15 protein-coding genes are annotated in these 11,755 nt (G+C 72.1%); 6 read left to right on the top strand and 9 right to left on the bottom strand.

Annotated features, from left to right (window positions below; all coding sequences use genetic code 11):
* The first annotated feature begins 45 nt into the window (after positions 1-45).
* The gene (locus ABZ738_RS12290) at positions 46-1,371 is read left to right on the top strand and encodes a HAMP domain-containing sensor histidine kinase (RefSeq protein ID WP_236145835.1); all 1,326 of its coding nucleotides are present in this window, start codon (positions 46-48) and stop codon (positions 1,369-1,371) included.
* 272 nt (positions 1,372-1,643) lie between these two features.
* On the opposite strand, the gene ABZ738_RS12285 is transcribed toward ABZ738_RS12290, so the two are convergent.
* On the bottom strand, positions 1,644-2,669 hold the full coding sequence (locus ABZ738_RS12285) for an adenosine deaminase (protein ID WP_357212681.1): 1,026 nt from the start codon (positions 2,667-2,669) through the stop codon (positions 1,644-1,646).
* 157 nt (positions 2,670-2,826) lie between these two features.
* Between ABZ738_RS12285 and ABZ738_RS12280 the strand changes: the two genes are divergently transcribed.
* Together ABZ738_RS12280 and ABZ738_RS12275 are read left to right on the top strand one after the other, a co-directional pair.
* Positions 2,827-3,810, top strand: a complete 984-nt coding sequence (locus ABZ738_RS12280) for an aldo/keto reductase (RefSeq protein WP_357212679.1) — start codon at positions 2,827-2,829, stop codon at positions 3,808-3,810.
* A gap of 59 nt (positions 3,811-3,869) precedes the next feature.
* A complete protein-coding gene (locus ABZ738_RS12275; protein WP_131054357.1) occupies positions 3,870-4,064 on the top strand; it encodes a hypothetical protein in 195 nt (64 codons plus the stop codon).
* Between the two features lie 103 nt (positions 4,065-4,167).
* Here ABZ738_RS12275 and ABZ738_RS12270 read toward each other — a convergent pair whose 3' ends face one another.
* The 7 genes from ABZ738_RS12270 to ABZ738_RS12240 all read right to left on the bottom strand — a co-directional run bounded on the left by ABZ738_RS12270 (position 4,168) and on the right by ABZ738_RS12240 (position 8,483).
* Positions 4,168-4,371 carry a cold-shock protein gene (locus tag ABZ738_RS12270; RefSeq protein WP_067306996.1) on the bottom strand — a complete coding sequence of 68 codons (204 nt, stop codon included), beginning with the start codon at positions 4,369-4,371 and terminating at the stop codon, positions 4,168-4,170.
* A gap of 301 nt (positions 4,372-4,672) precedes the next feature.
* Positions 4,673-4,945, bottom strand: a complete 273-nt coding sequence (locus ABZ738_RS12265; RefSeq protein ID WP_131054349.1) for a DUF4235 domain-containing protein — start codon at positions 4,943-4,945, stop codon at positions 4,673-4,675.
* Positions 4,942-5,280 carry a DUF3618 domain-containing protein gene (locus ABZ738_RS12260; protein ID WP_131054350.1) on the bottom strand — a complete coding sequence of 113 codons (339 nt, stop codon included), beginning with the start codon at positions 5,278-5,280 and terminating at the stop codon, positions 4,942-4,944. The genes ABZ738_RS12265 and ABZ738_RS12260 overlap by 4 nt, the downstream gene beginning before the upstream one ends.
* Positions 5,277-5,711 carry a phage holin family protein gene (locus ABZ738_RS12255; RefSeq protein WP_131054351.1) on the bottom strand — a complete coding sequence of 145 codons (435 nt, stop codon included), beginning with the start codon at positions 5,709-5,711 and terminating at the stop codon, positions 5,277-5,279. The genes ABZ738_RS12260 and ABZ738_RS12255 overlap by 4 nt, the downstream gene beginning before the upstream one ends.
* A gap of 159 nt (positions 5,712-5,870) precedes the next feature.
* On the bottom strand, positions 5,871-7,067 hold the full coding sequence (locus ABZ738_RS12250) for a mechanosensitive ion channel domain-containing protein (protein WP_357212676.1): 1,197 nt from the start codon (positions 7,065-7,067) through the stop codon (positions 5,871-5,873).
* A gap of 117 nt (positions 7,068-7,184) precedes the next feature.
* Positions 7,185-8,006 (bottom strand): DUF1206 domain-containing protein, encoded by an 822-nt coding sequence (locus ABZ738_RS12245; RefSeq protein WP_131054353.1) that lies wholly within the window; start codon positions 8,004-8,006, stop codon positions 7,185-7,187.
* A 93-nt stretch (positions 8,007-8,099) separates the two neighbouring features.
* Positions 8,100-8,483: a hypothetical protein gene (locus ABZ738_RS12240; protein WP_131054354.1), complete on the bottom strand. Its 384-nt coding sequence runs from the start codon at positions 8,481-8,483 to the stop codon at positions 8,100-8,102.
* 72 nt (positions 8,484-8,555) lie between these two features.
* On the opposite strand from ABZ738_RS12240, the gene ABZ738_RS12235 reads away from it, so the two are divergent.
* Positions 8,556-8,837, top strand: coding sequence for a GNAT family N-acetyltransferase (locus ABZ738_RS12235; protein ID WP_236145836.1), 282 nt, complete (start codon positions 8,556-8,558; stop codon positions 8,835-8,837).
* Here the strand turns inward: ABZ738_RS12235 and ABZ738_RS12230 are convergent.
* Complete coding sequence (locus tag ABZ738_RS12230; protein ID WP_357212674.1) at positions 8,821-10,353, bottom strand: glycoside hydrolase family 3 N-terminal domain-containing protein; 1,533 nt, start codon at positions 10,351-10,353, stop codon at positions 8,821-8,823. The two genes, ABZ738_RS12235 and ABZ738_RS12230, sit on opposite strands and share 17 nt — an antisense overlap.
* A 217-nt stretch (positions 10,354-10,570) precedes the next feature.
* On the opposite strand from ABZ738_RS12230, the gene ABZ738_RS12225 reads away from it, so the two are divergent.
* Positions 10,571-10,696: a hypothetical protein gene (locus ABZ738_RS12225; RefSeq protein WP_255446669.1), complete on the top strand. Its 126-nt coding sequence runs from the start codon at positions 10,571-10,573 to the stop codon at positions 10,694-10,696.
* Between the two features lie 75 nt (positions 10,697-10,771).
* Positions 10,772-11,722 (top strand): TIGR03557 family F420-dependent LLM class oxidoreductase, encoded by a 951-nt coding sequence (locus tag ABZ738_RS12220; RefSeq protein ID WP_131057010.1) that lies wholly within the window; start codon positions 10,772-10,774, stop codon positions 11,720-11,722.
* The last annotated feature ends 33 nt before the right edge of the window (positions 11,723-11,755 follow it).

The following is an 11,755-nucleotide window of genomic DNA, read 5'->3' as shown; positions in this document are numbered from 1 at the left end:
ATCCCGCTCGGCCTGACCCTGGGCGGCCAGGCCCGCGACGAGGCGATCGCCGACGCGGCCCGGCGCAGCGCGCTGGTCACCGGCGCGCTCGCGGTGAGTACCCAGCCGGTGCTGGTGGAGCGCGCGATCGAGGCGAGCGGCGTCGACCCGGCGACCCGCCCGGTGGTGCACGGTCTCGACGACGTGGACGCCGGGGCCGGACGCGCCGACGCAGGCCAGCTCGACCGGGCCCGCGCCGAGGGACGTTCACTGGTGGTCGACGTCGACGGCGGGGTGCTGCGGCTGGACCCGGTGGTGCTGGGCGACCGGACGGCCGTGGTGGAGGTCTTCGTCTCGGACGAGGCGCTCGGCGGTTCGGGCCGCTGGTGGCTGCTGGTCGGAGTGGCCGTCGCCCTGGTGGGTGCCGCCGTGCTGGTGGTGGACCGGCTCGCCGCCCGTACGGTCGACGCCACCCGGGGGCTGGTCAAGGCGGCCCGCGCGGTCAGCGACGGCGACCTGGGCGTACGCGTGGAGCCGAGCGGCCCGCGCGAGCTGGCCGAGGCCGGGCACGCGTTCAACCGGATGGCGGAGCGGTTCGTCGCGGCCCGCACCGAGGAGCGGGAGCTGGTGGCGGACCTGTCCCACCGGCTGCGGACCCCGCTGACCGTGCTCCGGCTCGACGCGGAGGCGCTGGAGTCCGACGACACCAGCGTGGACGCGTTCAGCCAGGCGGAGCTGGACCACCGACGCGGCATCCGGCGGATCCGGCAGGCGATCGTCACCCTGGAGGGTGAGATCGACGTGCTGATCAAGACCACCCGCAAGGCGGTGGCCACCGAGGCGGCACCGGCGATGTGCGACGTGAGCGAGGTGGTCCGGGATCGGATGGTGTTCTGGGCGGCCCTCGCCGGCGACCAGAACCGCCCGCACCGGGTGGTCGGGGCCCAGTTGCGGATCCCGGCGCCGGTGCCCCGGGCCGAGTTGGCCGCCGCGCTCGACGCGGTGATCGGCAACGTGTTCCGGTACACCCCGCAGGGCACCGCGTTCGAGGTGGCGGTGTCCCGCCGCGACGGGTACGTGGCCATCCGGATCGACGACGCCGGGCCGGGCATCGCCAACCCGGATCGCGCGCTGCGCCGGGGCACCAGCGACCAGGGCTCCACCGGCCTCGGGCTGGACATCGCCAAGCGGGTGGCGTTGCAGGCCAACGGTTCGGTGAGCATCGACCGGGCCCGACTCGGCGGCGCCAGCGTGGTGATGCTGCTCGCCGACCCGGAGGCGACGCCCCGGCAGGTCAGCCGGTTCGGCCTGGTGGGTCGGATGGCCCGGGAGGCACGGGAGCAGAAGGGCAGCGGCCGGCGCTGGCCGAGGCAACGGCCCACCGACGGCTGACGACGGCACGAGCCGCCGGGTTGTGCGGCGGCACAAGTCTTCCTTAGATCCGAATTAACGACGTCCCATTGGCCCGGTACGGGTGTCAGGATCAGGTCCGAAACCAGCAGTTCCGTCGGCCTACCGCTCCCAGCGCACATCGGCCGGCGGAGCCGTGCGCGCGGCGGGAGACACGGTCCCCCCACACCTCCTCCCGTCGCGCGCACCTCGATGCCTCCGCCGGTCCCGACCGGGGTCGGCCGGGACCGGGGACGTCCCCACGGACCGCGCGGTCAGTCGCGCGCGGCGGCCAGGTAGGCGTCGATCTCCGCGATGATCCGCTGCTTGCCCACCGGGTCGAGGAACGAGGCGGCCACCGCGTTGCGGGCCAACGCCGCCACCTGCTCCGGGCCGGCGTCGAGCAGTCGGGCGGCCACCGCGTACTCGTCGTCGAGGGTGGTGCCGAACATCGGCGGGTCGTCGGAGTTGATCGTCACCAGCAGCCCGGCCTCGACCAGCGTCGGCAACGGGTGCTCCTCGATGACGGCCACCGCCCGGGTCCGGACGTTGGAGGTCGGGCAGACCTCCATGGCGATCTGCCGCTCCGCGAGGTACGCCAGCAGTTCCGGGTCCTGTGCGGCGGAGATGCCGTGACCGATCCGCTCGGCGCCCAGCTCGCGCAGGGCGTCCCAGACGGTCTGCGGGCCGGTGGTCTCCCCCGCGTGCGGCACCGAGTGCAGCCCCGCCGCCCGGGCCTGGTCGAAGTAGGGCTTGAACTGCGGCCGGGGCACCCCGATCTCGGGGCCGCCCAGGCCGAAGCTGACCAGCCCGTCCGGGCGCTCGTCGAGGGCGATCCGCAGCGTCTCCTCGGCGGCCGGCAGGCCCGCCTCGCCGGGGATGTCGAAGCACCAGCGCAGCTCGATGCCGAAGTCGGCGGCGGCCCGCTTGCGGGCGTCCTCGATCGCCTCGCAGAACGCCGGTGCCGGGATGCCCCGGCTCACGTGCGAGTACGGCGTCACCGTCAACTCGGCGTAGCGCACCTGCTGGCGGGCCAGTTCCCGGGCCACCTCGTGGGTGAGGATCCAGACGTCCTCCTGGTCGCGCACCAGGTCGACGACGCTCAGGTACAGCTCGACGAAGTGCGCGAAGTCGCGGAAGACGAAGTAGTCGGCGAGCAGCTCCGGGTCGGTGGGGACCGGCGTACGACCCTCGTGGCGGGCGGCCAGCTCGGCGACGATCCGGGGCGAGGCGGAACCGACGTGGTGCACGTGCAGTTCGACCTTGGGCAGTCCGGCGATGAAGGTACGCAGATCGGTCACGTTTTCTCCTGGGCGATGACACCGGTACACCGGCGACGACGACGGTCCGTGCGCAGTCTTACAGGCCGTCGGCGCGATCAGGGGGCGGCACGTCCAGCCGGGTCGGGCGCGCGGCCCGGCCTCGGCACGGACGCCAGGGGTCACTAGGCTCGGTCGTATGGAGCAACGCACCTTCCCCCGGATGGGCCGACAGGTCGGCGTGGTCGGGCTCGGCGCCTGGCAGCTCGGCGCCGACTGGGGCACGGTCACCGAGGACGACGCCATGGCGGTGCTGGACGCCGCGGTCGACGCCGGCATCACCTTCCTGGACACCGCCGACGTCTACGGCGACGGCCGCAGCGAGCAGCTCATCGGGCGGTACCTGGCGGCCCACCCGGACGCCGGGCTGACGGTGGCCACCAAGATGGGGCGTCGGGTGACACAGACCCCCGATGCGTACATTCTGGACAATTTCCGTGACTGGACCGATCGTTCGCGGGCCAACCTCGGCGTCGACACACTGGACCTGGTGCAGTTGCACTGCCCGCCGACGCCCGTGTTCGCCACCGACGCGGTCTTCGACGCCCTGGACACCCTCGTCGCCGAGAAGCGCATCGCCGCGTACGGCGTCAGCGTGGAGACCTGCGACGAGGCGCTCACCGCGATCGCCCGCCCGGGGGTGGCCAGCGTCCAGATCATCCTGAACGCGTTGCGCCACAAGCCGCTGGAGCAGGTGCTGCCGGCCGCTTCGGCCGCCGGGGTGGGCGTCATAGCCCGCGTACCGCTGGCCAGCGGGCTGCTCTCCGGCCGGTACGACGAGCGGACCACCTTCGCCGCCGACGACCACCGCTCCTTCAACCGGCACGGGGAGGCGTTCGACGTCGGCGAGACGTTCTCCGGCGTCGACTACACGCTCGGGCTGGAGGCGGTACGCCGACTCGCCCCGCTGGTCGGCGACGACCGGACGATGGCCCAGTTCGCCCTGCGGTGGGTGCTCGACCAGCACGGGGTCACCGTGGTCATCCCGGGCGCCCGCGACGCGGACCAGGCCCGGGGCAACGCCGTGGTGGCCGGTCAGCGGCCACTGTCGACGGACGAGCAGGCCGCCGTGGCCGCCGTCTACGACGAGCTGATCCGTCCGCAGGTGCACCAGCGATGGTGACCGGGGAGGTGACCGGCGATCCGGCCGGCGGCACGGGCAGCCCGGCCCCGCCGGAACGGATGAGCGGCTGGTTCCGACTCACGCTCGGCCTGCTGGCCGTGGTGGTCGGGGCGATCTGGACGGTGCAGGGCCTCGGGTACGTCGAGGACGGCCTGATGACCGACCAGCGGATCTGGGCCGTACTCGGTCCGCTGCTGGCCCTCGCTGGTGTGGCGCTGCTCTGGTGGGGCATGCGGGCCCGGACGCGGCGCTGACCGACGGATGCGGAAAGCCCCGCGTCCGTACGGAACGCGGGGCTTTTGCACCTGGGCGGGGACAGCCTCGCCGTCTGGCGGCCGGCGGTCGCCGACCGGTGCGTCAGAGGGGGCGGACCTGCTCGGCCTGCGGACCCTTCTGGCCCTGGGCGATCTCGAACTCCACCCGCTGGTTCTCCTCCAGCGACCGGTAGCCGCTGGACTGGATGGCCGAGAAGTGGACGAACACGTCAGCACCCCCGCCGTCGACGGTGATGAAGCCGAAGCCCTTGTCAGCGTTGAACCACTTCACGGTTCCCTGCGCCATGTGTATCTCCTTCTAAAACTGGCGGCCGAGCACGCCGTGCGGCCGGTTGGCCGTTTTCGAGCAGCGGCGCCTGAGGCGGCCCCCAATGAAGGAGACTTCTCTCAACCCACGCCATCTCTCAACAGCGTGGAACAGCAAACCACGTACGCAAAAACTCTGCACAGCCTACCCGACGAAATTCTCCGACATGTGACCTGACGGATGCGAAAGATCCGCTGTGCGGCATGCGCGAGGTAGGGCAAAAGGCCCCCTCGACCGGGTTACGGACGAGGGGGCCGGGTCGGCCTCGGGCACGGCGAAGCTAGTCGGGCCAGCGGCCGGTCAACCGGCGTACGCCCACCGCGCCGCCACGGTCCACGGCCGCCCGGACGACGGAGAAGATGGCGCCCTGCAACGCCGCCGCCGCGAGGATCTCGCCCCAGTGGCGGTCCTCGTCGACGGGATCGGGGGCGTCACCGTCGCCGGCGGTCATCTTCCACACCTGCCGGAAGATGGCACCCGCGAGCGCACCCGCGGCGATGCCGGCCAGGATGCCCACCGGCCGGTAGGCGACCTTGCTCAACCCCTTGCTCACCCACGCCTCCCTCGAATGATCATCAGCACCACGGCGGTCACGATCGCGCCCGCCGCGAGGGCGACGAACGGCGCCGGACCGTGCCGTCCCCGCACCGGCGGATGGGTCAGCGCCGCCTGGCCACGGACCCGGGCGACGGTCAACGCCGCCTGCTCCCGGACCCGCTCGCGGGCCTGGTCCGCCGAGGACTTCAACCGCTTCTTGACGTCGGCCTTGGCGGCCAGCGCCTCCACCGTCTCGCCCAGCTCGACCCGGGTCCGCCGGATCTCCGCCCGCAGCGCGTCGGGGTCACCGGTCCCGTTGCCGTGCCCGTTGCGCGTCCCGTTGTGTGTCATGCCCGTCCCCTGTCCTTCACCGCCGCGCTGACCACGTCCACGTCGGCCCGCAGGCTCTGCACGGTCGCCTGCGGCACCGGCGGCACCGCCTGGCTGACCTGCTTCTTGCCGAGCAGCGCGAGGACGCCGGCGATCAGGAAGACGACCGCCGCCACGATGAGCGCGGCCGCCCACGCCGGTAGGACCAGGGCCAGCAGCAGGATCGCGGCGGTGATCAGCGCGCCGAGACCCAGGAAGGCCAGTGCGCCGCCGCCGGCCAGCAGGCCGACGCCGATACCCGCGTGCTTGCCCTTCTCTGTCAGCTCCGCACGGGCCAGCGCGAGCTCGTCCCGGACCAGGCGGGACACCTGCTCCGTCGCCCGCTGGACCAGCTCGGCGGTGGAGGGCTCGCTTCCGTTGTGGGATGTACGGACGTCAGCCACGTCAGCCATGCTGTCCCCCTCTCGTCGTCACCGCGCTGTATGCCCGAAGTAGCCGCCCGCCAATCCTGTCTGCGAAGAAGGAGCAGGGCGTCCCGCACGAGGTCCCCGGTACACGTTCCGTCAAACCTTCCCGGCCCGTCCCGTTCGGGCGTCCGCACCCGATCGGCGTCAGCGACGCGCCTCGACGGGCTCGTCGGGACCGACGAAGGCTTCGCTGCGGGCGTCGCGGTCGTCGCTGCCACCGAAGAGGCGGGCGTCGTCGGGGACCTCCCCGTCCTCGAAGCGGCGGACCCGCCGCTTGGGGTTCACCCACTGCCAGGGCAGCGAGCCGGCACCGTCACCGACCTCGGTCCGCAGCCGTGGCAACGCGGTGGGCCGCTGGTCGCGTACCCAGGCCACCATGTGCTCGCGGACCAGGCAGCGCAGGTCCCACAACGCGCCGGCGCTGGCGGCGCTCACCAACGCCCGCAGCTTGACCATGCCGCCGGTCGCGTCCGTCACCTGGAGTACGCAGACCCGGCCGTCCCAGAGCTCGGTGCCCTCGACCAGGCGACGCAACTCCTCCCGCATCGCCTGCACCGGGAGCGACCAGTCGACGTCGAACTCCGCAGTGCCGAGCACCGCCGCCTCGGTCCGCGTCCAGTTCTGGAACGGGGTGCTGGTGAAGTAGGAGGTGGGCAGGATCAACCGTCGGTCGTCCCAGATCTGCACCACCACGTAGCTGAGGGTCAGCTCCTCGATCCGGCCCCACTCCCCCTCGACCACGACCACGTCGTCCAGACGGACCGCGTCGCTGAAGGCGAGTTGCAGGCCCGCGAAGACGTTGCCGAGCAGGCTCTGCGCGGCCAGCGCGGCGACGATACCGACCACACCGGCGCTGGTCAGCACACCGGCACCGATGCCACGGACGGCCGGGAACGTCATCAGCATCACGCCGACGGTGAGCACCACGATCACCACGATGGTCACCCGGCGCAGCATGACGACCTGGGTGCGGACCCGGCGGGCGTGCCGGTTGTCCGGCACGTCCACCCGGAACCGGGCCAGCGCGGTGTCCTCCACCACCACCAGCAGCGAGGTGACCAGCCAGGCGGTGGCCGCGATGACCGCGAGCACCAGCATGTGCAGCAGCGCCTGCCGCCACCCGGTGCCGACCGCGTAGCCGGTGCTGAACCGGACGGCGAACTGCACGGCCAGCACGGTGGCCGCGATCTGGAACGAGCGGTGGGCGTGCTCGGTCAACTCCATCATGAGTCGTGACCGGTGGCCCCACCGCCGGATCGAGCGATGCACCACCTCGACCACGGCAATGGCGATCGCCGCCGCGGCGAGCGCGGCGACGACCGTCACGAGGTAGCTGTGCACGTGTGGTTCTCCTTCCGGACCGACAACAAGATCCACGCAAAGGGGCAAGTCTGCCCCGGACCGTCGAAACCGGCCACCGCAGCGGTGCTGCGATGGCCGGCGTCGGGACGGAGTACCTCAGACCTTGCGGTAGCGGGCCTGGAGGAAGCAGTACAGGCCGAAGGCGGCGATGCCCAGGCCGACCAGCGACAGCAGGATGGTGCCGAACGCCTGGTCCCGCAGCGTCCGCAGGGCGGCGTCCAGGCCCCGGGCCTTCTCCGGGTCGTAGTTGACCGCGGCCAGCACGACCAGCACTCCGGTCACCGCGAACGCGCTGCCCCGGGCGGTGTAGCCGGCCATGCCGAGCCGCCGGGCGAGCTGGGTGGTCTTGGCGTTCATCTCGCCGGTCTTCAGCCGCTTCATGAACTTCTTCTTGACGCCGTAGATGAACATGCCGACGCCGACACCGATGAGGACCAGGCCGGCGAGACCGACCAGCCACCGACCGCCGGTCGACTCCATCAGACGGGCGGTCATCTCCTCCTGCTGGGAGGCGCTGTCGGAGTTGGCGTTGGAGAAGACCTTCCAGGCCGTCCAGGCCAGCCAGAGGTAGATGACCGCGCGGGCGGCGGAGAAGACCCGCTCCTTGATCCGGTCGTTGCCGCTCTCGGTCTGGTGCCCGACGGCGGCTTCGAGGGCCTGCCAGATCGCCATGGCGACCATGCCGACGGCGATGGCGATGACCACGAATGTGCCCATCGGCTGCGCGGCGAGTGTCCGCAGCGCGCCGGACTGGTCACCGTCGTCGGAGGAGTTGCCGAATGCGATCTGCAACGCCAACCAACCGAACAACAGGTGCACGATCCCGTAGCCGATGAAACCGGCCCGGGCGAGGAGTTCCAGCCACCGGCTGTCGGCCGTACGGGCGGCGGTGGCTTCGGCGTTCCGGGTGAGAGACATGGGGCCTCAATCTCCGGACGCGAAGATTTCCAAACGTGTCCAGCCGCCGCGGGGAAGCGACGGCTGGACGGACGGATCGGACGGCTGTCGGCGTCAGCCGGAATTGCGCGAGATGCGTACCTTGACCTCGGCATCGGTGACGCTGTCCAGGGTGACCGCCAGGCCGCCGACATCGGCGGCCTGCTGGCCGACGGTCAGCGACAGTTGCTCACCGGCGACCTCGATGGTCACCACGTCGTCCTGGGCCTCGACGAGCCGGGCCTCGACACCGAGAATGTTGGCGCGCGCGTCCACCCCCCGGTCGAAGGTCACCGTGCAGGCGTCCAGCCCGCAGTCGGTGCGGGCACCCTCGGAGCTGCACCCCATGAGCAGGGCGGCACCGAGTGCGAGTCCGGCCAGCAGACCGGCCGACTTGCGGGTGGGGACCCTCCAGGCGAGGGTGCGCCGGCGGTGGCCGGCGAGCGATCGGTTCGTCACCGCCTCAGCGTACGAGACGTAGGCGAACGGGCCCGGCGTGCCGAACCGGCGGTGGACAATGGGTCGGTGAGCATGCTGGTCGAGGAGAACGCCGCCAAGCACCGTTACGAGATCCTGGTCGACGACGCGCTGGCCGGGTTCACCGCATACCTTCCCCGGGGGGAGGCGCTGGTCTTCACGCACACCGAGGTGGACCCGGCCTTCCAGAACAGGGGCGTCGGCACGGCACTGATGCGCGGCACCCTGGACCAGGTCCGCGCACAGGGGCAGCGGGTGGTGCCGCAGTGCCCGTTCATGCACGCCTACATCGAGCGCCATCCCGAGTACGCGGACCTGGTCACCAGCCCCGCGTGACGGCGGTCCCACCCAGCAGCTCGGCCACGGCCCGACCGGCGGCCCGGGTGGCCCCGTGCGTGGCGACGTGCACCGTGCCGGTGACCAGTGCGGGCACCCCCAACTCCACCACCACGGCGTCGGGCCGGTCCGCCAGCACCCGGTCGACGGCAGCCCGCATCCAGTCGTGCCGGTGCAGGTCGCGCACCACCAGGACGAGCGGTCGGCCGGCGGCGCCCAAGGCCGGGTCGGCCGGCACCTCGCCCCGCGCGTAACGGGCACTGGTGGTGCCCGGCACGAGCGCGGTCAGCGGCGCGGCCACTCCCCACGGGGTCTCCGCCCCGATCGCGATGTTGTGCGGCGGCTGGAACTCGACCACGTGCGCGGGGGCGGCCAACGGCAGCGCGGCACCCCCGTCGGCACGGGTCACCCGGAGCGCCCGCCGCGCGGCGACCAGCCCGACGCCCGACCCGCCGGCCGGCACCGGGACACGTCCACCGGCCGTCCGGGCGGCCACCGTCCAGGCCGCGAGCTGACCGACCCGCTTCGCCGCCTCGGCCAGCCGCTCCTCCGGCAGGTCCCCGGCCACGACCGCGTCCACGATGGCGTCGCGCAGGTGCCGGGCCGTCTCCTCGTCGGCGTGCTCACCGCCGACACAGATCGCGTCCACCCCGGCGGCCAACGCCCGCACCGCCGCACCGGCGAGGCCGTACCGGCCGGCGACCGCCTGCATCTCCACCGCGTCGGTCACCACCACGCCGTTGAAGCCCATCTCCTCGCGGAGCACGCCGCCCAGGATCCGGGTGCTCAGCGTCGCCGGCAGCTCCGGATCCAGCGCCGGCACCAGCAGGTGCCCGGTCATCACCGCCTGCACGCCCGCTTCGACGGCGGCCCGGAACGGGGCCAGCTCGACGGCGTCCAGCCGATCCCGGTCCCCGCTGATCCGGGGCAGGTCGTGATGGGAGTCCACCCGGGTGTCGCCGTGCCCCGGGAAGTGCTTGGCGCAGGCCGCCACGCCGCCCGACTGGAGTCCGTGCACCCAGGCGGTGGTGTGCCGGGCCACCACGGACGGATCGGCACCGAACGAGCGGACGCCGATCACCGGATTGTCCGGATTGGAGTTGACGTCGGCGTCCGGCGCGTAGTCCAGGGTCACGCCCAGCGCGGCGAGTTCGACACCCAGGTCGCGGGCGACCTCCTCGGTCAGGGCCGGGTCGTCCACCACGCCGAGAGCGAAGTTGCCCGGCCGGGTGCTGCCCCGACCCGACTCGATGCGGGTGACGTCGCCCGCCTCCTCGTCGATCGCCACGATCACGTCCGGCCGCTCCGCCCGCAGCCCGGCGGTGAGCGCCGCCACCTGCTCCGGGTCGACGACGTTGCGGCTGAACAACACCACCGCGCCGAGGCCGTCGCCGAGCCAGCGGCAGACCCACGCGGGCGGTACGGTGCCGACGAACCCGGGTTGCAGGACCGCGGCGGCCAACGCCGCCAGATTCCCGTTCGCTCGCTGAAGATTCGCTCGCTGACGCTCGCTCATGCCCGCCCTCCGCTACGCTCCGGGCCGCCATGAGGCACCACCGCACTGCGTTGAAGATTCGCTCGCTGACGCTCGCTCATGCGGTCGCGTACCCCCGTCATCCTCCGCCGCGGACTCCCCCCGCCACCCGGCGGTGCAGCAATGGTCACACCGTGCCACCGAATAGTCAATAAACCTTACAGTTGCCTTGGGAGCGCTCTGCCAGCAGAGTGCGGAGATGGACCCGCTGCTGTTGCTCGCCGACGCGACGAGCCCGGCCGACATCCCCGGCGTACGCCTGCTCGGCCTGGTGGTGGGCGGCCTGCTGCTGCTCCTGGCCATCCGGGCGATGTTCCGGCGCTGACCTCGCCGCCGGGTGTGACCCGCCCCCGCCGGGGTACCGCCTGGCTCTGGACACCATCACGGCGAGGGGGCACCCATGAAGATCGGCTACTTCCTGTCCACTGAGGAGTATCCGCCGGAGCAGTTGCTGGCGCAGGCGCAGGCCGCCGAACGCGCCGGCTTCCAGGCGCTCTGGATCTCCGACCACTATCACCCCTGGACCGACGCACAGGGCCAGGCCCCGTTCGTCTGGTCGATGATCGGCGCGTTGAGCCAGACCTGCCGCCTGCCGGTCACCACGGCGGTGACGTGTCCCACCGTCCGCATCCACCCGGCGGTGCTGGCCCAGGCGGCGGCGACCAGCGCGGTGCTGCACTCCGGGCGGTTCGTGCTCGGGGTGGGCTCCGGCGAGGCACTCAACGAGCACATCCTCGGCGACCACTGGCCGCAGGCCGGCGTCCGGCTGGAGATGCTGGAGGAGGCGGTCGAGGTGATGCGGAAACTGTGGGACGGGGGCTTCGTCAACCACTACGGCAAGCACTACCGGGTGGAGCACGCGCGGATCTACACGCTGCCCGAGACGCCTCCGCCGATCTACGTCTCCGCCTTCGGCCCCAAGGCGGTGGACCTGGCCGCCCGGATCGGCGACGGCTTCGTCAACACCATGCCCGACGCCGAGCTGGTGAACCGGTTCCGGGACAACGGCGGCGGAGACAAGCCGTGCCAGGCGGGTTTCAAGGCGGCGTACGCGCCGACCGTGGAGGAGGGTATGCGGCTGGCGTACGAGCGCTGGCCGACCGAGGCGATCCCGGGTGAACTGTTGCAGGTGCTGCCCTCGCCCCGGCACTTCGAGCAGGCCGCCCAACTGGTCGACCCGGAGGCGATGCGCGAGGCGTTCGTCTGCGGCAACGACGCCGACGCACACCTGGCGAAGATCGACGCGTACGCGAAGGCCGGTTTCGACGAGGTCTACGTCGCCAACACCGGGCCGGACTGGCAGGGGCTGATGGACCTGTACCAGCGCGACGTGCTACCCCGACTGCCCTGAGCGGTGACGTAGCGAGACCGTTGCCACACCTGG

It is taken from the genome of Micromonospora sp. NPDC047793 (assembly GCF_040642635.1).
GTDB lineage: Bacteria > Actinomycetota > Actinomycetes > Mycobacteriales > Micromonosporaceae > Micromonospora.
Note: the sequence above shows the minus strand (reverse complement) of the source record. Positions and strands in the feature narration are given on the sequence as shown.